The organism is Microlunatus soli (assembly GCF_900105385.1).
GTDB lineage: Bacteria > Actinomycetota > Actinomycetes > Propionibacteriales > Propionibacteriaceae > Microlunatus > Microlunatus soli.
The window spans coordinates 1,694,865-1,714,415 of the sequence record NZ_LT629772.1; the positions used below are offsets into that span (position 1 = coordinate 1,694,865).

Below are 19,551 nucleotides of genomic sequence, written 5' to 3' on the forward strand. Positions count from 1 at the left end.
ACACGCGGTGCGGAGAGACGTAACTGGTGCGGGAAGGTGGTTTCAGGCTGTGGGGCCGATGGTGGAGCCGTCGGAGACGGTCTGCGGGGTGCCGTCGTCGGACAGCTCGGCGGCGCCGACCACGCGGACACCCGAGCCGAAGGTCCAGTCGCCTCTGACCGTCAGGCTGTCCGCCTCGGTGAGCGACGGGACGCCGGCCGGGAAGTGCGCGTCAAAACCGGCGATCTTCTTGAAGTACCGCGAGTCCAGATCGATCAGCGGCACCGTCCCGACGGCCTCGATCCGCCCGTCCTCGGTGACCCGGTAGGCATCGGAGCGCAACAGCAACAGGTCATTGGTGGTCTTCACCGGCAGGAAGCGCTCCCGCCCGACCACGATCGCGGTCGCACCCGGGAAGACCTCGATCGCCGCGCCCATCGCCGACTCGATCTGGATCACCTCCGGCGAGGACGAGTCGGACGGATCGACGGTCTTGACGTTCTTGATCAACGGCAGCCCGAGGACGCCCTTGCGCTCGACCAGGGTGCGGTGCAGCGCTTCCAGATCGAACCAGAGGTTGTTGGTGTGGAAGAACGGGTGCCGGTCCTGGTCGGTGAAGTAGTCCATCTCCTCCGGCGGGGTCTGGGCGGTGTCACGCAGGATGAGTTGTCCGTCGGACTTGCGGATGGCCAGGTGGCCGCCCTTCAGGTCGGCCTTGGTCCGCCGACACAGCTCGGCGGCGTACGGAGCCCCGGAGGCGGCGAACCAGCCGGCGATCTCCGGACTCGGCGCGGCACCGAGGTTGTCGGAGTTGGACACCGACGCATAGCGGTAGCCGGCGTCCAGCAGGGACTTCAAGACCCCGGAGGCCAGCAACGCGGTGTACAGATCACCGTGCCCGGGCGGGCACCATTCCAAACTCGGGTCCGCCGGCCACTCCACCGGTGTCAGGTCGGAACTCAGCAGCTTCGGCTCGCGGTTCTGCAGGAAGTCCTGCGGCAGCCCGTCGACCGCCAACTCCGGATACGGCTGCAGCGCGGCCAGGGTGTCGTCCCGGGTCCGGAAGCTGTCCATCAGGATCAACGGAAGCGGCACGTCGTACTGCTTGCGCGCGGCGAGCACCTGGCCGACGATCATGTCCAGGAAGGTCTTGTCACCGCGGACCGGGAGCAGCGACTTGGCCTGCTCCATCCCCATCGAGGTGCCGAGACCACCGTTCAGCTTGATGATCACCGTCTTGGCGAAGGCGGCTTGCTGGTCGGCGTCGCTGATCTGCACGTCCGCCAGCCGGTCGGGGTCGGTGAGCGGCCTGATCGTCTCCTCACCGATCAGGCCGGTGGCGCCGGAGGCGAGCTGCTCGTAGTAATGGCTGAAGACCTCGATCGCTTCGGCAGCCACGCCGGCGTCGGCCATCTTCTCCCGGGCTTGGGTCAGACCATTCATGTGCCTGATCGTAAGGGACATGAGATATTGGCCACCAACCAGCCAATCGCGGTGGCGGGCAGTGCCGAACGACGGGAGCAACCGATGTACGACGGTCCACGGCTCGACCGTCGGAGGCTGCTCGGTCTGGTCGGCCTGGCCGTCACGGTGCCGATCCTCGCCGGCTGCCAGCGCCCGGGTGACAACGTTCCCCGGCTCACCGCCGCGGAGGTGCAACAGCTCCAGGACCGCTACGCACGGGAATCGTTCAAGGCGATGCGGAAGCGGGACCAGGCATTGATCAAGACCGTCGAGGCCGGCGATCTGCTGGAACGCGATCTGGCGGCCATGAAGCTCGCGGCGCGGCTGCACAACCCGAGGACGACCGACGAATTCACCTTCCCGCAGTCCACCGGTCACCCGATCGCTTCCACCACCGACAGTGATCAACAACGCCTGGTCACCGTCGGGAGCTACAGCAACACCACCGCACCGTGGCGCAATCTCGGTCTCTACGTCCGGCAAGGAGAGGCCGGACGATGGCTGCGGGTCTTCAGCGGCGGCATGTACGCCGACGACGTGCCGGACTTCGGCTCTGAGGAGGCGTTGTCCTCGATCGCTCCGGACAGCACCGACTTCGCCGCCGTCCCGAACACGGTCCCGAGTCTGGTGGCCAAGGCGTTGCAGGATCCGGACTCGGCCGACGCGAAGAAGTTCGGAGCCAGTGATGTCCGGCAGCGCTTCGCCGACGACCTGGCAACCGAGACCAGCAAGGCGGCCGCGATGGGGACGGTCGCTCGTGAATACACGCCGGGCAGCCTGTTGATCGCGATCGGCATCAATGGCGGCTACCTGGCACTGGGCAGCTACAGCTTCAACCAGACCGTCACCGCGTCGGCCGGCAAGTCGGTGTTCTTCGCACCGGCCGCGACCGAACACAAGACCTATCCCGACCACTATCGCCAGGTGGTCTCCGACTGGGGCGGCATGTTCGCCGCGATCGTCCCGGAAGCCGGCAAGCTCACCCTGGTCTCCGGTGAGGAACGGCAGACCGGCCTCGAGGTCAGCCGATGATCGACTGGTCCGGTACGGCGATCTGGTGGCAGGTCTACCCACTCGGCTTCGTCGGCGCCGAGCCGAGCCGATTGCCCGCCGGTCGGCTGGAGCACCGGCTACCCGATGTGTCGTGGCTGGATCACCTGATCAGCTTGGGATGTAACGGGCTGTTACTGGGGCCGATCTTCGAATCGGAGAGTCACGGGTACGACACCGTCGACCATCTCGCGATCGATCGGCGGCTCGGCGATGATCATGACTTCGACCGGCTCGTGGCGGCAGCCCACGATCGTGGGATCCGGGTCCTGCTGGACGGCGTGTTCAACCATCTGGGTCGCGCCCATCCCCGCGTCCGCGCAGCCGTGCAGGACGGACCGGACTCCGAGGCCGGCCGCTGGTTGCGCTGGACCGAACGCGACGGACAGCCGGTGCCGGACAACTTCGAAGGCCATGATCGACTCGTCGCGCTCAATCATGATCATCCACCGGTCGCCGAGCTGGTGACCGGCGTCCTCGATCGTTGGCTGCAGCGGGGTGTCGACGGCTGGCGGCTGGATGCCGCTTATCAGGTGCCGGCGGCGTTCTGGGCCGGGGTGTTGCCGGTCATCCGCGAACGACATCCGCAGGCCTGGTTCGTCGGTGAGATGATCCACGGCGACTACGCCGGATACGCCGCCGCCTCGGGGTTGGACTCGATCACCCAGTACGAGCTGTGGAAGGCGATCTGGAGCTCGATCAACGACCACAACTTCTTCGAGCTGTCCTGGGCCCTGCAACGACACGCCGACTTCGTCGCCGCCTTCCAGCCGCTGACCTTCATCGGTAATCACGACGTGACCCGGATCGCCAGCATGATCACCGACGAACGCCATCTTCCGCACGCGGTCGCACTGTTGTTCTTCCTCCCGGGGGTGCCGAGTGTCTACTACGGTGACGGGGACGGGCTGCCCGGTGTCAAGGAGGACCGGCTCGGCGGTGACGATGCGATCCGGCCGGCGTTCCCGCCGACTCCGGACCAGCTGACTCCGGCCGTCGACGGCTTGCCCGATCTGTATCGGCAGTTGATCGCGGTGCGTCGCCGCCATCGGTATCTGGCAGACGCCACCGTCGACGTCGAGCTACTCGAGGATGAACGGCTGGTGCTCGCCGCGTCCGGGCGAGCCGCGGACGAATCCGTTCTCCGGCTGATCCTCAATCTCTCCGACGAGCCCCTGTCGACCGACTCCAGTGCCGGTGATGCCGTGCTGGCGGCTTCCGCCCCCGGGCGCCCACCAGGCGACGTGGAGCCACACGGCTGGTGCATTCTCGCTGCGGAGTGAGGCCGTCGGTCGGGACCGGCCCGCGCCACTGGCGCCCTCGGTGCGATTCGAACGCACGACCTACCGCTTAGGAGGCGGTTGCTCTATCCCCTGAGCTACGAGGGCAACGCCGGGAGTCTCGGTTCCGGCACCCAGTCGGGCGACCCCAGCGTACGGCATCGGCCGCCGAAGCTGCATCTTGCGCCCGCCGCGGCACAGCAGCCGACCACGATGCGCCTCGACCACAAGGTGCGCTTGTGGCTACACAAGTCGCGCAGGGGTACTCCGGACAGCCGGCGGGACAGACGATGGATGCTGCCATGACAACATCTGCCACCCCACCCTCAGGGCCGACCATCGCGCGCCGCGTCCTCGCGGTCCTGCCCGGTCTGGGGTTGGCGCTGGCGATCGCGGCCTGCGCGACCGGTATCGGCCGGATCCTGCCGGTGCTCGGGAGCGCGGTGCCCGGGGTGCTCCTGGGCGTGCTCGTGCGATTGATCTTCCGGCCGGGCCGGCCGGCAACGCCGGGCATCGAGCTGGCCAGCCACCCGGTGCTGCAGCTGTCGATCGTGCTGCTCGGAACCCAGCTGTCGGTCGGCGAGGTGGCCCGGGTCGGCCTGACGTCGCTGCCGGTGATGCTGGGCACGCTGGCGCTCTGCCTGACGGCCGCCTGGCTGTTCGGACGGCTGCTCGGCGTGGTCGGCGACCTGCGGACGCTGATCGGGGTCGGCACCGGGGTCTGCGGTGGCTCGGCGATCGCGGCGGTCTCACCGGTGGTCGGGGCGCTGAGCGCGGACATCGCCTACGCGATCTCGACGATCTTCCTGTTCAACATCGCCGCCGTCGTCACCTTCCCGGCGATCGGTCACCTGCTCGGGATGAGCCAGCAGGCCTTCGGCCTGTTTGCCGGCACCGCGGTCAATGACACCTCCTCGGTGGTCGCTGCGGCAGCCGCCTACGGGCCCGAGGCAGCCCACCACGCGGTGGTCGTCAAACTGGTCCGCAGCCTGATGATCATCCCGATCTGCCTGGGCTTGGCAGCGTTGGTCCGGCGCCGACAGGCCGCGGCCGAGGTCGCCGCCGGTCAGGCCGCCGGCGAGGCGCGGCGCACCCGCTCTCCCCGCGTGCTGCGGTTGGTGCCGTGGTTCCTGGTCGGCTTCGTCCTGATGGCGATCGCCAACTCCGTTGGCCTGATCCCCACCGCACTGCAGCAGCCGCTGGGCAGCCTCGCGCTCTTCATGATCACCGTCGCACTGTCCGCGATCGGGTTGACGACCGACATCGCGGCCTTGCGTCGGGCCGGTGGCAGGCCGTTGTTGCTCGGCGCGCTGCTCTGGGTGACGGTCACCCTGAGCAGTCTGGCGCTGCAGCTCCTGGTGGGCTGACGACATCACGGAACGCGAACGGCGGGACCGCACCGAGGTGCGATCCCGCCGATCAGTCAGTCCAACTGAGGATCCAGTGCTACTTCTGCCAGCCGAAGTTCTGTACCGGCTGGATGCCGAATCCGTCCAGACCCGAGTACGGCTCCGGGGTCAGGTTGGCCAGCCCCTTCTTCGTCACCGAGATCGACGGGCCGTTCCACATCGGCATGATGCCCCAGGTCTTCTTCATGATCTCGACCTCGAGCTTCATACCCGCCTCGGTCTGCTCCTTCTGATCTGAGATCTTCCAGAGCGCCTCGATCTTGGCATCGTCGGCCTTGTCCGCCGTTGCCGACTTGTTCAGCGACGTGGAGCTCGAGCAGTACAACTGGCACATGTAGGCCACACCGAACGGATCGCTCTGGGTGAAGCCGAGCAGGAAGGCATCCCAGTCGCCACCGCTGAAGACATTGGAGAAGTCCGCGCTGGCGATCTGCTTGATCTTCATGTCGACGCCGATCTCCTTCAGCATCGACACGATCGCCTTGCCCTGAGCGATGATCGACGGGTCGTCGCCGGTCAGCGGCAACTCGAAGGTCAGTTTCTTGCCGTCCTTCTCACGGATGCCGTCCGACCCCTTGGTCCAGCCTGCTTCGTCGAGCATCTTGCCGGCCGCGGCCTTGTCGTACTTGTAGCCGGCTTCGGTGAAGGAGTCTTTGTAGCCGTCCTGGAAAGGCAGCAGGTTCAGCGAACCCGGCGGCTTCTCGCTGTAGTCCAGCCCGTTGAAGCGGATCTTTGCCACCGTCTGCCGATCGATGCCTTCCATGATCGCCTGCCGCACCTTGGCGTCCTTCAGTACGGGTCGATCAGCGTTCAGCTCGAACACTCCGACGTAAAGCCGCGTCGCGCGATGGATCGTGGTGTCGGGCATGTCCTTGACCTGCGCCAACCGGTCCTTGGTGGCGACACCGGTCTGATCGATCTCACCGTTCTTGAAGGCATTGATGGAGGCGGTGTCTTCCATCTGCTTGAAGGTCAGCTTGTCCAGCTTGCCCTTGTCGCCCCACCACTTCGGGTTCTGCTTGAAGTTGACGATGCCGGTCTTGAAGTCGACGTTGTCGATCGTGTACGGGCCTGCACCCCACTCCGGGTGCATCTTGTTCAGGTAGCCCTTGTTGTAGACGTCCGGGTTGTCCACATGCGGATTCAGCACCAGGTTGAACAGGCCCTGCCACCATGCCCAGGGACCATCGAAGGTGACGACGGCCTGCTTGTCGTCAGCGCCCTTGGTCACTGACTTGATCTGGGAGTAGCCGTCGGTGCTGCTGGCGATGTACTTGGAATTCTTACCGTTGTTGGTCTCCCAGGTAGTCTTGAACGTCTCCCAGGTGATCGGTGACCCGTCGTTCCACTTGGCCTTCGGGTTGATCGTGTAGGTGATGACGGTGTTGCCGTCCTTCTCCTCGTCCTTCACATCGCTGAGGTAGTCCTTGTTGAAGGACCATTCGCCCTCGGGGCTGAAGAACATCATCTGCGGGTTGTACCAGGTCCACAGCTGGTTGGTGTAGGCAGATCCATCTGCCTGGAACGTGTTCTGCTGAGCCGAGACCTCGGTGATCGGCAGCGTGACCGTGCCGCCGTCCTTCACCTTGTCCCGCGGCTGCGGGTTGTAGTCAGCCAACAGTTCGGTGCTGCCCTGGCCCGCCCCGTCACCGTTCCCATCGCCACCGCTGCCGCTGCTACCACCACTGCCGCAGGCAGACAGCGCGAGGGCGAGTGCCGCCACGCCGGCGACCACGGCCTTTTTGCCGAGTCTCATGAGACTTCCTTTCACAACTTTGATCAAACGAAACAAAGGGTTCTGTTGTTCATCTCATCACTCGATAGCCAGGACCTTTCCCCTCGTGCAAACCGGACGGAGCACCCGGTCGCACGCGCCGATCGGCAGTGATCGTCTGATCGGCAGCACTGGCTGCATCAGCGGTAATGGCATGCATTGGTGTGGACCCCCTCCGTTCCGGTGAGCTGTGGTGTTTCTTCCCGACAACGAACCCGCTGATCTTCACGCAGCGTCAGGTAGAGCGGGCAGCGGCTGACGAACCGGCAACCCGGGGAGTTGTCGATCGGGCTGGGTAGATCGCCCGACAACAGGATGCGTTCGCGGGTCCGTTCCTTGATCGGATCCGGCAACGGGATCGCAGACAGCAAGGCCTGCGTGTACGGGTGCTGCGGATTGTCGAAGACCGAGTCGATGTCGCCGTACTCGACGAACTTGCCCAGATACATCACGCCGACCCGGTCGGCGATGTGTCGGACCACCGACAGGTCGTGGGCCACGAACAGGTACGACAGGCCGAGCTTGGCCTTCAACTCGTCCAACAGGTTGATCACACCGGCCTGGATGGACACGTCCAGTGCCGACACCGGTTCGTCCAGCACGATCACCTTGGGGTTGCTGGATAGCGCCCGGGCGATGCCGATCCGCTGCCGCTGACCACCGGAGAAGGCGGCCGGGAACCGATCGCTGTGCTCGACGTTGAGACCGACCAGCTCCATCAGCTCGTCGACCCGGGCCTCGATGTCGGCCGAGCTGTAACCGAAGGACCTCAGCGGCTCGGCGATGATGTCGAAGACCGTCAGGCGCGGGTCCAGCGCCCCCATCGGATCCTGGAACACGATCTGCAGGTCGCGACGCAGAGCACGGGTCTCCCGACGGCTGAGCGTGGAAACGCTGCGGCCGGCCACCTGGATGTCACCGTTCGGCTGGTCGGCCAGATCCATGATCTCCAGCAGGGTGGTGGTCTTGCCACATCCTGATTCGCCGACGATGGCCATCGTCTCGCCTTCGCGGATGTCGAAGGAGATGCCGTTCACCGCGTACACGGTGCCGACCCGCCGCTTCAGCACCGCGCCCTTCAGCAGCGGGAACTCCTTGATCAGGTTGTCCACCCCGAGCACCACCGGGCGCTGCTCGCGCGGGACGGTGGCCAGTTCGCCGTCCGGGATCTCCGGCACCGGATAGACCGGCTCGTCGTTGATCATGCCACCGGCCCGGATCTCGTCGGAACGGATGCAAGCAGCCTGATGGGGCACCGCCAACGTGTCGCGTCCGGCCGCGGCATCGACGGTGCCGAGATCGGGGACCGCGATCAGTTCCGGATCGGTCACTCGGCACTCGTCGACCGCGATCGGGCAGCGATCGGCGAACCGGCACCGGGCCGGGAGATCGATCAGGATCGGCGGATTGCCCTTGATCGGGACCAGCGGAGCCTTCTCACTCTTGTCCGCGCGCGGGATCGCCGCCAGCAGACCGATCGAATACGGCATCCGCGGCTCGGAGAACAGGTCATGCACCGACGCCTGCTCGACCGGACGTCCGGCGTACATCACCACGACGTCGTCGGCGGTGCCGGCCACCACTCCCATGTCGTGGGTGATCATGACCACCGCCGCGCCGGTCTCCTCCTGGGCCCGCTTCAGAACCTGCAGGATCTGTGCCTGGATGGTGACGTCGAGGGCCGTGGTCGGCTCGTCGGCGATGATCACCTTCGGGTTGTTGGCGATCGCAATGGCGATCACCACACGCTGCCGCATGCCGCCGGAGAACTCGTGCGGGAACGACTTCATCCGGCTCTCCGGCTGGGGGATGCCGACCAGCCGGAGCAACTCGACGGCCCGGGCGGCGGCATCCCGCCGGGACATCGTGTTGTGGATGGTCAGCGCCTCGATGAGCTGATCGCCGATCGAGAACACCGGGGTCAGCGAGGACAGCGGGTCCTGGAAGATCATCGAGATGTCGCGACCGCGGATCTTCGACATCTCGTTGTCGTTCAGGTTGAGCAACTCGCGGTCGCCGAGCTTGATCGAACCGCGGATCCGGGCCGAGTCGGCCAGCAGTCCCATCACGGCCAGCGAGGTCACCGATTTGCCCGATCCGGACTCACCGACGATGCCCAGCGTCCGGCCGGGCAACAGATCGAAGGAGACACCGTCGACGGCGTCCACCCGTCCGGCTTCGGACGGGAAGCTGACCCGCAGGTCCCGGACACTCAGCACCGGATCGGTCATGCCCGGCCTCCAGCCGCCGAGGTCGGATCGAGAGCGTCGCGCAGGCCATCGGCGACCAGGGCCATCGACACCGTGAGCAAGGTCAGCGCGCCGGCCGGGAAGTAGAACAGCCAGGGCGAGCTGGTGATCGTGTCGGCACCGCCACCGATCAGCGAGCCGAGCGACACATCGGGGGCCTTCACGCCGAAGCCGATGAAGGACAGGCTGGTCTCCGCCAGCACCGCACCGACCACACCGAGGGTGAACTGGATGATCAGCAGCGAGCCGATGTTGGGGATGATGTGCCGCAACACGACCTTGAAGCCGCCGACACCCATGTAGCGGGCCGCCGACACGTACTCCCGCTCCCGCAGTGACAGCGACAGCGTCCACACGGTGCGGGCCGGGAAGAACCAGTTGATCAACAGCAGGATGATCGCGATCACCTTCCAGTCGCCGCCGGAGCTGTTGGAGAACAGCGACAGGATCAGGAAGGTCGGGATCACCATCAGGAAGTGGATCACCGTCAGCACGATCCGCTCGTACGGGCCGCCGAAGTAGGCCGCCGAGGCGCCGATGACGGCAGCGAGCACGGTGCTGCCGGCAGCAACGATCAGGGCGATGATCAGGGACCGCTGCAGACCGTGCACGGTCTGGGCGTACAGGTCGTTGCCGGCGTCGTTGGTGCCGAACCAATGGTCCGGCGTCGGTCCGGTCGACAGGTTCATGAAGTCGGTCGCCAGGTAGTCGTGTTTGGCGATCAGTCCGCCGAGCACGGCAAACAGGACCAGGATCGCGAAGATCCCCAGACCGACCACGGCCGGGCGGTTGCGCAGGTAGCGCCGGGTGTAGAGCTGCCGCCGGGACAGCCGTCGCCGTCCGGTCGACGGAGCCGGCGTCGTCGAGGACGCCTCCGGATCGCGCATCGAGTCGTTGTCGATATCGGTCAAAGCCATCTCAGCTCACCTCCGTTCGGGGCCATCTCAGCTCACCTCCGTACGGGGCCATCTCAGCTCACCCGCACTCGTGGATCCAGCACCACGACGGCGATGTCGGCGAGGATCGCGCCGATCGCCGTCATCAATGCACCGAACGCCGCGACGGCGACAACGCCGTGGACGTCGGACTTACCGATCGTGTCGATGAAGTACTTCCCCATGCCTTCCCAGTTGAAGATCGACTCGGTCAGCACCGCACCGGTGAACAGGGCGGGGATCGAGAAGGCGACCTGGGTGGCGACCGGGATCAGCGAGGGCCGCAGCGCGTGCTTGCGGATCGCCTGGGCCTTGGTCAGGCCTTTGGCTCGCGCCATCCGGACGTAGTCGGCGGAGATGTTGTCCAGCAGCAGAGACCGCTGCAGCATCTGGGTGGAGGCGTAGTTCACGATGATCAGCGCGATGGTCGGTAACACCAGGTGCTGAGCGACGTCGGGGATCACTGCCAGACCGTGCACGTCCTGGCTCTTGGAACCGGTGACGTAGAAGATCCGTGTTCCGACGGCGTTATTGAACTTGATCGCCAGCAGAACGATCCCTAGTGCCGCGACGATGATCGGGATGTTCAGGGTGATGATCGACAGCGCCTGGGTGACCCGGTCGGCGGCTTTGTACTGCCGGGACGCTGCGAAGACGCCGAGCGCGACGCCGATCAGCGTGTAGAGGATGAAGGCGCCGATCACCAGCTCGCCGCTCACCCAGATCCGGAACCCGACCTGGGCGTTGACCGGATCACCGACCGGGCTGTTACCCCAGTCCCAGTGCAGGACGATGCCCTTGATCCAGATCCACCAGCGCTCGAAGATGCTGACCTTGTCGTTCAGGTTGTTGACCTGCAACAGCTGATCGATCGCCGACTGCGACAGCGGTGGTCGTCGACCGATGTACAACGACCGGGGATCGAGGAAGGCGTTGGCCAGGAAATAGGTGAGATTGGTCGCGACGACAATCATCAGCAACCAGCCGCCGATGCGCCGGAGCAGATACTTGACCACTACCGAGTCCTCCAGGATGCGGGTCGCTGCGAAACGACGCCGAGAAATCCGGACGGGCAGGACAGTCCGTCCGACGATGGACGGTAACCCACAGACACGCCACGCAACAAAACGTCCTCAGGAGCTGCCGCTCCTGAGGAACTGGTCACTTTGGCCCCCGCCGCGACAAGATCTTGCGCCTGCACCCCTCGCGCCTCCTGGTCAGCCATTCCTCGCGAGACTATAGACCGCCAGCGTCGAACGCGCGTCGAGTTCTGGGCGCCAAACTGTCACAGTGTTGCAACAGTCGTGTGTATTCGGCCGGTGTCGAATCGGCGGCGTCGGCCGGCCCTGAGCCCCACCACCTGGTGAATGTGCCGGCGAAGTATCCCGACCGGGCAGAACAATCCCGAACCCGGCAGAAAGATTCCCGGGCACAGCAAAGGGCCGGATGGAGACCATGCTCCACCCGGCCCGTTCGTTGCTGGTGTCAGCCCTGCTCGGCGGAAGCGCCTTGCGCCTGACCGTCCTGCTCGGCCTGCATCTTCGCGACCTCGGCGTGGACCTCTTCCATGTCCAGCCCCTTGACCGCGGTGACGACCTCCTCCAGCGACTTGGCGGGCAGCGCGCCGGCCTGGTTGAAGACCAGCACACCTTCCCGGAACGCCATCAGCGTCGGGATGCCCTGGATGCCCAGCGCGCCGGCCAGCTCCTGGTTGGCATCGGTGTCGAGCTTGGCGAAAACGACGTCCTCGTGGGTGCTGGACGATTTGTCGTACACCGGCCCGAACTGCTTACACGGGCCGCACCAATCAGCCCAGAAGTCGACCAGCACGATGTCGTTGTCAGTGATCGTCTTCTCGAAGGTGTCGGCACTGATGTCGACGGTTGCCATCCGAACTCCTCTGTTGCCCGGCCCGCCGGCGGCGGATCAGGCGGTTTGGTTCTGTTGCCTTCGTGATGTCCAACGCCACCGTACCGGCGACTATTCCGACGGTCGTGACGTGCGGGACGCTCTACTTGATCGCGACCAGCCGACGGATCGGGATCGCCATCTCGAACGGTCCACGGGAGGCGACCCGGTCCTCCAGGTGCTCGATCGCGGCCTCGACCCGGGACCAGCGGGTGTCCGGCAGGTAGATCGCCGACATCACCGTCTCGGCATCGGCACGGGAGGTGATCCAGAAGCCGTACCGTTGGCGGCCGTCCTCGACCTTGCGCAGGCCGCGGGCCTCCAGCGCCTTACTGAAGCCGGTGAATTCCAACGGTCCGGCGAATTGCGGTTTTGTCCGCAGTCGGGTGGTCACCCGGGTCAGCACCCGCAGGTCCCGCGGTGCGATCCCGCGCAACGCCGGTGCGATCGCTGCCAGCACTCCCCCCGGCTTTAACACCCGGGCGACCTCGGCGAGCACCTGATCCCGTTCGGGCACCACCACCAGGCCGAGCGATGCGGTCACCGCATCCACCGAACCATCGGCCAGTGGCAGCGCGCGGATGTCGCCGCGCAGCCAGGGCCCGGGCCCCCGTTCGGCGGCCAGCTTCAACTCCGCAGCGGAGTTGTCGATGCCGATCACCGTACGGTCCGGTGCGGCGAGTTCGCGCGACATCGCGCCCGAACCGCAGGCCAGATCCAGCACCGTCCTGGCCGGCCCGGAAACGGCGCGGGCCAGCCAGCGGTACGGAGTGTGGTCGCCGGCCAGGGACTGGGAGAGCACCGTCTCCACCGCTCCCGGCCGCTTGGCGTGGAAGTCGGCCAGATAGTCCGACCAGTCGGCGTCCTCGGGCGCCATCGGAATCAGACCGTCGCAACGAACAGGTGGACCCCGGAAGCGGAGTCGATCTCGCATCCGCTGCCCTGTTCGGGCTGCAGCACGTAGCCCAGACCGCCGACGCCGGCCTTCACCTCGACGCCCGGCTGGATCCCCGCGTTGCGCAGGGTGGCCATCAGCTCGACGTCCTTCTGCAGCTCCTCACCGATGCGTGACACGCGGACCGCCAACGGTGCGCCGTCGGGATCGACGACCTCGGCCAGCGGCGCGTTGCCGTCCCGGAAGCCCTCCACCTGACAGCTGACACCGAGCTCGTTCAGGCCCGGGATCGGGTTGCCGTAGGGCGAGGCACTCGGCGCCTTCAGCAGCTCGACCAGCCGCTCCTCGACCTCCTCGGAGATCACATGCTCCCAACGGCAGGCCTCGTCGTGCACCAGCTCCCACTCCAGCCCGATCACGTCGGTCAGCAGCCGCTCGGCCAGCCGGTGCTTGCGCATCACCCGGGTCGCTCGCTGCCGGCCCAGCTTGCTCAGCTCGAGGTGCCGGTCGCCCTCGACATGCAGCAGCCCGTCGCGCTCCATCCGGGCCACGGTCTGGGACACCGTCGGTCCGCTGTGGTGCAGCCGCTCGGCGATCCGGGCCCGCAGCGGGACGATGCCTTCCTCTTCCAGCTCGAAGATGGTCTTCAGGTACATCTCGGTGGTGTCGATCAGGTCCCGCACGGCAACTCCTCGTGACAAACCGGCAGGTCGGGCCGATTCTGCTCAAATCTGGAACGATGCAAGATTAGCGTGGATCCATCGATGTGCCGTGTCGCGAGCGGCACCAGACGGGTACATCGGCCAGGCGCCGGCGCGAGGGCGGTCTGGTTGACCGTTGAGCGTCGGCAACGCCGGCGATGTGCCCGTATGGGGCCGCGCAGCAGCGGCACATCGATGGATCCACGCTGCAGTGCACTGCGGGAACCGAACGGGAGTCCAGCGAAGGCGCCGACCGTACGCCTCCGCTCACCCGACGTCGGTGGGGATGACCTCGGCTGCCCGAGCCCTCGCCGCTGTCCTGCTCCGGCTGCCGGGTCAGTTGCTGTCGAGCAGGGCCAGCAGGCGCGCCACTTCGACGGCGACCGCCTCCCGGGCCGGGCCGAGATACTTCCGGCTGTCCACCATCGAGGCGTTCTCGGTGAGCAGCCCGCGGACGACATCGGTGAACACCACGTTCAGATGGGTGGCGATGTTGACCTTGGTGATCCCGGCCCGGACCGCGCGGGCGATCTCGTCGTCGGGGACTCCCGAGGAGCCATGCAGCACCAGTGGTACGCCGACCACCCCAGCCAACTGTGAGATCAGGTCCAGATCGAGTGCGGCGGTCCGGGTGGTCATCGCGTGCGAGGAGCCGACGGCGACCGCCAAGGCGTCCACTCCGGTGGCCTCGACGAACGCGGTGGCCTCGGCCGGATCGGTACGGGCTCCCGGCGCGTGGACGCCGTCCTTGCCGCCGACCTCGCCCAATTCCGCTTCGACGTCGATCCCGGCGGACCGGCAGCGGCGGACGACATCGGCGGTGGCCGCGAGATTGGCGTCGTAGTCCAGCGCGCTGGCGTCGTACATCACCGAGCCGAACCCGTCGCGGCCGGCCGCCTTCTCGGCTCGGGTGATCGCGATCGCCTCGTCGACCAGAGCGTCGTCGGTGGCATGGTCCAGGTGCACGACGACCGGGACGGTCGCGGTTCGCGCGATGGACAGGGTGGCCAAGGCGATCGGCTCCAGGCCGCGGTGATACTTCACTGCGTTCTGGGACAACTGCAGGACGACCGGCAGCCCGGCTTCCTCGGCACCGGCAACGTGCGCCTCGGCATGCTCGATGCTGAACACGTTGAACGCCCCGACGCCGCGGCCGTCGGCAGCTGCGCGGCCGATCAGGTCGGTCAGTCTGGCCAGTGTCACTGACGGTCCTCCCATTGTCCGGCGGCCATCACCGCGTGCAGATTTCCTTGATCATCGACGACCACCAGATCGGCTCGACGGCCCGGCTCGACGGTGCCGACGGAATCCAGCCGATGGGTCCGAGCCGGAGTCGTCGCCGCCATCGCGGCGACGTCAGTGATCGACAGCCCCAGCGTCTGCACGGCATAACCGAACGCAGCCTGCATGGTCAGCGTCGACCCGGCGATCGAGCCGACGCTGCCGTCGGCAGTACGCAGCCGGGCGACCCCGGCCTCGACGGCCACCTCCAGGTCACCGAGCCGGTAGTCACCGTCGTCCATTCCGGTCGCGACCATCGCGTCGGTGACCATCGCCACCCGGTCCGGCCCGGCGGCCGCGACCGCCATCGCCAGCACCTCCGGATGCAGGTGCACGCCATCCATGATCAACTCGACGGTGACCCGCGGATCGGTGAGCAGTAGCGGGATCGGCCCCGGGTGACGGTGATGGATCGGCGGCATCGCGTTGAACAGATGGGTGGCGACCCGAGCACCGGCATCGACCGCCGCAGCGACGATCCGGTCGTCGGCGTCGGTGTGCCCGATCGCCACCGCGACGCCGTTGTCGACGAAGCGGCTGATCGCCTCCGGCGCGCCCGGCAACTCGGGTGCGATCGTGATCATGGACAGTCGACCGTCGGCAGCGGTGAGGATCCGGTCGACGGCCTCGGGTTCCGGATGTCGCAACAGGCGCGGATCGTGGGCGCCACGTCGTTCCGGTGACAGGAACGGACCCTCGGCGTGGATGCCGGCGATCTCTCCGGCAGCGACGAGTGGCCCGAGAGTTCTCAGTTGATCTTCGATCCGGGTCAGCTCGGCGGTGACCAGGCTGGCGAAGATGCTGGTGGCGCCGTGCCGGCGGGCGAACGCGGCGACGGCGCGGATGTCGTCACTGTCGGTGCTGCCGAGATCGCGTCCGGCACCGCCGTGGGTATGGGTGTCGACGAAGCCCGGCAGCACCCATCCGTCGATCTTCTCGATCGGCTCACCCGACTCGAGATCGTGATCGGTGAAGGATCGGACCTCGGTGATGGTGTCGCCGTCGATCACCACCACGCCGTCGGTCAGCGTCCCGGTCGGAGTCACCAGATGTGCACACCGCAAGCGGATCCGAGCCGTCGACCCGGTTGACTGCTCGGCCATGATCATCTGCCTTCCGGTCGGCCCGGGTCGGTCGACGAGTCGTTCTCCTCCGCCTGCCGCCAGCCCAGCAGCCCGGCACCGATCAGTCCTGCCTGACTACCGAAGACCGAGGTGATCAAGGTCGGTCGGCGTTGGAAGCTCAGTCGCCGGTCGAACTCGGATTCGATCTGCCCGAAGAGCAGGTCGGCGGCGCCGGAGAGGCCACCGCCGACGACGATCATCTCCGGACCCAACAGAGTCAGGGCCATCGTGAACGCCTCGGCCAGCGCACGGCCGGCGATCTCGAACGCCGCGAGCGAGGCGGGGTCCCCGCCTCGCGCTGCGACCGCGATCTGCTCGGCGGTCGGCGGCGCCGTCTCCCCGGTCAGCTGGGCGTAGTTGCGGACCACGCCGGAGGCCGATGCGACGATCTCCAGACACCCGATCCGGCCACAGGCGCACACCTGGTCACCGGCAGCCGGCACCGACACGTGGCCGAGCTCGCCGGCGTACCCGTCGGCTTCCAACAACCGGCCGTCGACCACGGCCGCAGCAGCGATCCCGGTGCCGAGCGGGACGAAGATCAGATTGGAGACGCCCTTGCCGGCCCCCAGCTGCCATTCGGCCAGGCCGGCAGTCCGGACGTCGTGCCCGATCGCACCCGGCAGCCCGAGCCGGTCGGTCAACGGTGCAGCCACCTCGATCTGGGACCAGCCGACATTCGGCGCGGCGATCACGGTGCCGGCGACGGCGTCGATGATGCCCGGCACGATCACCCCGAAGGCGGTGACGCTGCCGCCGATGTCGGTAGCACCGGCCGCGGCCAGCTCGGCGATCTGGTCGCCGAGCCAGTCGACGGTGCCTCGGCCGTCATCATCGGCTCCGGCGGTGATCTTGGTCGGCACCCGCTGCTCGGCCCGCACCGTACCGGTCCGGTCGATCAAGCCGAGTTTGGTGAAGGTGCCACCAAGATCAACAGCAGCGACCAGCTCGGCGGTCGTCGTCATCGCGCCCATCCTCCTGGCGTCCTCCCCCGCGTCGTGGTGACGGTCAGGACAGCACGACCGAACGGGTCAGGTTGCGCGGGGTGTCCGGATCGCCACCGAGCTGCAGTGCCCGGGCCACCGCGACCCGCTGTGCGAGCACCAGATCGACCATTCCGTCAAGATCATGATCGACGAACTCGGCGCCGGTCGCCGCCACCTGGTCGGCCAGACCCTGCGGCGCCTTGCCGAACATCCAGGTCAACCGTCCCGGCTGTGCGACGCTGATCGGGCCGTGCCGATACTCCATCGCCGAATACGCTTCGGCCCAACTGGACGACGTCTCACGGAACTTCAGTGCCGCTTCGTTGGCGATACCGATGGTCCAGCCGGCGCCGAGGAAGCTGACCTGCTCGGCGGCGGCGTGGGCCGGCGGCAGCTCGGCGGTGGTCGCCTCGCTGCACGCTTCGACGATGCCGTCCGGCACCAGCCCGTAGGCCTGTCGGAACAGCATCATCGCGGTGGTCGCGAAGCGCGTCTGCACCACCGAGCGCTCGTCGGCGAAGGACAGATCGACGATCTCGTCCGCGGCGTCGACCACCGGGGTGGACAGGTCCGCGGTCAAGGACACCGTCGGCGTCTTGCCACGGAGCCCGTTCAGCAACTCGATGATCTCGGTCGTGGTGCCGGATCGGGTGATGGTGACGACCCGGTCGTAGCCCCGTTCGAGCGGGGCCTCGGTGGCGGTGAAGGCGTCGGACTCACCGAGGCCGGCCGATTCGCGCCAGGAGGCGATCACCTGACTGACGAACCAGGACGTGCCGCAGCCGACGAATGCGATACGTTCGCCGGGCTTGCCGAGCTGCCCGGCGACCCGGCCGGCGAGCTCGATGCCGCGGGCCCAGGTCTCGGGCTGGGAAGCGATTTCGGCCGTGACGTGCTGCCCGGCATCCGACGCAGTGCTCACCGTGATCTCCATCTGCGAGAAGAGGGGCCCGAAGGGCTGATATTTGCGTGTTTGCTACTCAAACAAGCAGATATGAACATATCATGCTGGAAACGCCCACACGGGCGTCGCTCTGATCTTCTCGCCATGAGGGATCGAACAGGAGGCCCACCCCGATGACCCGAGCCGAGCGATTGACCGCCCTCCTCGAGCGCTTGGTCGACCACGGACGGATCGACGTCGAGCAGTCGGCAGAGTTCTTCGGGGTGTCCGCGGCCACCATCCGGCGCGACCTTGATCATCTGGCCGACCAGCAGTTGCTGTCCCGTACACACGGTGGTGCGGTGCCCAATTCGACGAGTTACGACCTCCCGCTGCGCTACAAGTCCAGCTCGCATGCCGAGGCCAAGACCCGGATCGCCGAACGCGCGGTGGAGATGCTGTGGCCCGGCTGCACCGTCGCGCTCAACGGCGGCACCACCACCGTGGAGATCGCCCGCACCATCCCGACCTCGGCAGCACTGCACAACGGCGTCACGATCCTGACCAATGCGATCAACATCGCCACCGAGCTGACCGTCCGGCCGTTCATCAAGATCGTCGTCTGCGGTGGTGTGGCCCGGCCGCAGAGCTATGAACTGGTCGGATCTCTGGCCGCGGACACGCTCAGCCAGCTCACCCCCGACATCTGCTTCCTCGGCGCGACCGGGATCGACGCCGACGCCGGCGTCAGCACCGGGGACGAGGCCGAGGCCGCCATCAACCGGATCATGGTGACCCGCGCCAAGCAGACCATCGTCGTGGTGGACGCGACCAAATTCGGTGAGATCGGCTTCTCCCGGATCTGCCAGCTGGACGAGGTCGCCGCGGTCCTCACCGACAGCGACGCCGACCCCGACCAGGTCAAGCGGATGCGCAAGAACGGCGTCGAGGTCATCCTCGCCTGATCCCGTTCCCTGAACGCGACACCCACGCCGGCTCGCAGCCCTTCCCGGGCAGGCGCCACCCCGCCCATTCCCTCGGGTCAGAACGCAGCACGTGGCGCCATATCGTCCTCGAAAAGCGGGCGGACGGGGCGATTTCGCAGTACGAGATGCCACATGGCGGGGAGCGGGCGGAACGGTGGTGTCCCAGGCTCGACCCTGCCGGCCCGAAAGCTCTGCGGAGGCGGCGGCTGTGACGCGCACCACATCTGGCTGCCCCGGCAAATCCGTTGACCGGCAGAGCGGCGCGACCTACCGTTGATCACACACGGAAAGGAGGTGGTCCGAAGAATGATTGCTTATCGGACATGTGAGGTGACGGCTAGCTAGCCGCTGCTAACGATTCAGCTGGTCTGGATCACTGGCCGAGCGGCCGGCGAATCCACAGCCGCACACCCGAACCCGCGAGCGCCGGAGTTGTCCCCCGGCCGACGGACCCACCACCTCCCCGCGAGGACCGTTCTCCCTAAGTGAGCGGTTTGGGATCGTCGCAAGCTCGCGGGTTTGTCCGTTCCTGGGACCGACCGCGAAGCAGATCCTCGGATGCAGAGCCTGGTACGCCTTCGGCTCCGGAGCAGCGCTCGAATCCCGGGCCTGCTAGCCCGGGCCTCCTAGCCCAGAACTCCTAGCCC

At 66.8% G+C, this 19,551-nt stretch carries 16 protein-coding genes and 1 tRNA gene; 4 read left to right on the forward strand and 13 right to left on the reverse strand.

Annotated features, from left to right (window positions below; translation table 11 throughout):
• Positions 1-42: 42 nt before the first annotated feature.
• Positions 43-1,422, reverse strand: a complete 1,380-nt coding sequence (locus BLU38_RS07935) for a UTP--glucose-1-phosphate uridylyltransferase (RefSeq protein ID WP_197680036.1) — start codon at positions 1,420-1,422, stop codon at positions 43-45.
• Between the two features lie 84 nt (positions 1,423-1,506).
• Here BLU38_RS07935 and BLU38_RS07940 point away from each other — a divergent pair, with 84 nt between their 5' ends.
• On the forward strand, positions 1,507-2,475 hold the full coding sequence (locus BLU38_RS07940) for a hypothetical protein (RefSeq protein WP_157683288.1): 969 nt from the start codon (positions 1,507-1,509) through the stop codon (positions 2,473-2,475).
• Positions 2,472-3,776: an alpha-amylase family glycosyl hydrolase gene (locus tag BLU38_RS07945; RefSeq protein WP_091522611.1), complete on the forward strand. Its 1,305-nt coding sequence runs from the start codon at positions 2,472-2,474 to the stop codon at positions 3,774-3,776. The genes BLU38_RS07940 and BLU38_RS07945 overlap by 4 nt, the downstream gene beginning before the upstream one ends.
• 29 nt (positions 3,777-3,805) lie before the next feature.
• Here the strand turns inward: BLU38_RS07945 and BLU38_RS07950 are convergent.
• A tRNA-Arg gene (locus BLU38_RS07950) sits at positions 3,806-3,881 on the reverse strand.
• 194 nt (positions 3,882-4,075) lie between these two features.
• Here BLU38_RS07950 and BLU38_RS07955 point away from each other — a divergent pair.
• A complete protein-coding gene (locus BLU38_RS07955) occupies positions 4,076-5,140 on the forward strand; it encodes a YeiH family protein (RefSeq protein WP_157683289.1) in 1,065 nt (354 codons plus the stop codon).
• 79 nt (positions 5,141-5,219) lie between these two features.
• On the opposite strand, the gene BLU38_RS07960 is transcribed toward BLU38_RS07955, so the two are convergent.
• The 11 genes from BLU38_RS07960 to BLU38_RS08010 form a co-directional block, all read right to left on the reverse strand.
• Positions 5,220-6,938: an ABC transporter family substrate-binding protein gene (locus tag BLU38_RS07960; protein ID WP_091522617.1), complete on the reverse strand. Its 1,719-nt coding sequence runs from the start codon at positions 6,936-6,938 to the stop codon at positions 5,220-5,222.
• A 158-nt stretch (positions 6,939-7,096) separates the two neighbouring features.
• Positions 7,097-9,187: an ABC transporter ATP-binding protein gene (locus BLU38_RS07965; protein ID WP_091522620.1), complete on the reverse strand. Its 2,091-nt coding sequence runs from the start codon at positions 9,185-9,187 to the stop codon at positions 7,097-7,099.
• A complete protein-coding gene (locus tag BLU38_RS07970; protein ID WP_091522623.1) occupies positions 9,184-10,122 on the reverse strand; it encodes an ABC transporter permease in 939 nt (312 codons plus the stop codon). Before BLU38_RS07970 ends, BLU38_RS07965 begins: the two co-directional genes overlap by 4 nt.
• A gap of 53 nt (positions 10,123-10,175) precedes the next feature.
• Positions 10,176-11,156, reverse strand: a complete 981-nt coding sequence (locus BLU38_RS07975) for an ABC transporter permease (protein ID WP_091522627.1) — start codon at positions 11,154-11,156, stop codon at positions 10,176-10,178.
• 469 nt (positions 11,157-11,625) lie between these two features.
• A complete protein-coding gene (gene trxA / locus BLU38_RS07980) occupies positions 11,626-12,030 on the reverse strand; it encodes a thioredoxin (protein WP_091522631.1) in 405 nt (134 codons plus the stop codon).
• Positions 12,031-12,151: 121 nt separating this feature from the next.
• Complete coding sequence (locus BLU38_RS07985; protein WP_157683290.1) at positions 12,152-12,925, reverse strand: class I SAM-dependent methyltransferase; 774 nt, start codon at positions 12,923-12,925, stop codon at positions 12,152-12,154.
• Between the two features lie 5 nt (positions 12,926-12,930).
• Positions 12,931-13,626, reverse strand: coding sequence for a metal-dependent transcriptional regulator (locus tag BLU38_RS07990; RefSeq protein WP_091522638.1), 696 nt, complete (start codon positions 13,624-13,626; stop codon positions 12,931-12,933).
• A 354-nt stretch (positions 13,627-13,980) separates the two neighbouring features.
• Positions 13,981-14,847, reverse strand: coding sequence for a class II fructose-bisphosphate aldolase (locus tag BLU38_RS07995; RefSeq protein WP_231920230.1), 867 nt, complete (start codon positions 14,845-14,847; stop codon positions 13,981-13,983).
• Positions 14,844-16,028, reverse strand: coding sequence for an N-acetylglucosamine-6-phosphate deacetylase (nagA, locus tag BLU38_RS08000; protein WP_091532112.1), 1,185 nt, complete (start codon positions 16,026-16,028; stop codon positions 14,844-14,846). The genes BLU38_RS07995 and nagA overlap by 4 nt, the downstream gene beginning before the upstream one ends.
• 2 nt (positions 16,029-16,030) lie before the next feature.
• Complete coding sequence (locus tag BLU38_RS08005) at positions 16,031-17,014, reverse strand: ROK family protein (protein WP_157683291.1); 984 nt, start codon at positions 17,012-17,014, stop codon at positions 16,031-16,033.
• Between the two features lie 43 nt (positions 17,015-17,057).
• The gene (locus BLU38_RS08010) at positions 17,058-17,957 is read right to left on the reverse strand and encodes an SIS domain-containing protein (protein WP_231920231.1); all 900 of its coding nucleotides are present in this window, start codon (positions 17,955-17,957) and stop codon (positions 17,058-17,060) included.
• Positions 17,958-18,112: 155 nt separating this feature from the next.
• Between BLU38_RS08010 and BLU38_RS08015 the strand changes: the two genes are divergently transcribed.
• Positions 18,113-18,883, forward strand: a complete 771-nt coding sequence (locus BLU38_RS08015) for a DeoR/GlpR family DNA-binding transcription regulator (RefSeq protein WP_091522653.1) — start codon at positions 18,113-18,115, stop codon at positions 18,881-18,883.
• Positions 18,884-19,551: the final 668 nt, after the last annotated feature.

Excerpts from the sequence above, each read along its gene's own strand:
- BLU38_RS07935 (WP_197680036.1), bottom strand. The coding sequence starts at position 1,422 with ATGAATGGTCTGACCCAAGCCCGGGAGAAGATGGCCGACGCCGGCGTG.
- BLU38_RS07940 (WP_157683288.1), top strand. The coding sequence starts at position 1,507 with ATGTACGACGGTCCACGGCTCGACCGTCGGAGGCTGCTCGGTCTGGTC.
- BLU38_RS07945 (WP_091522611.1), top strand. The coding sequence starts at position 2,472 with ATGATCGACTGGTCCGGTACGGCGATCTGGTGGCAGGTCTACCCACTC.
- BLU38_RS07955 (WP_157683289.1), top strand. The coding sequence starts at position 4,076 with ATGACAACATCTGCCACCCCACCCTCAGGGCCGACCATCGCGCGCCGC.
- BLU38_RS07960 (WP_091522617.1), bottom strand. The coding sequence starts at position 6,938 with ATGAGACTCGGCAAAAAGGCCGTGGTCGCCGGCGTGGCGGCACTCGCC.
- BLU38_RS07965 (WP_091522620.1), bottom strand. The coding sequence starts at position 9,187 with ATGACCGATCCGGTGCTGAGTGTCCGGGACCTGCGGGTCAGCTTCCCG.
- BLU38_RS07970 (WP_091522623.1), bottom strand. The coding sequence starts at position 10,122 with ATGGCTTTGACCGATATCGACAACGACTCGATGCGCGATCCGGAGGCG.
- trxA (WP_091522631.1), bottom strand. The coding sequence starts at position 12,030 with ATGGCAACCGTCGACATCAGTGCCGACACCTTCGAGAAGACGATCACT.
- BLU38_RS07985 (WP_157683290.1), bottom strand. The coding sequence starts at position 12,925 with ATGGCGCCCGAGGACGCCGACTGGTCGGACTATCTGGCCGACTTCCAC.
- nagA (WP_091532112.1), bottom strand. The coding sequence starts at position 16,028 with ATGGCCGAGCAGTCAACCGGGTCGACGGCTCGGATCCGCTTGCGGTGT.
- BLU38_RS08005 (WP_157683291.1), bottom strand. The coding sequence starts at position 17,014 with ATGACGACGACCGCCGAGCTGGTCGCTGCTGTTGATCTTGGTGGCACC.
- BLU38_RS08015 (WP_091522653.1), top strand. The coding sequence starts at position 18,113 with ATGACCCGAGCCGAGCGATTGACCGCCCTCCTCGAGCGCTTGGTCGAC.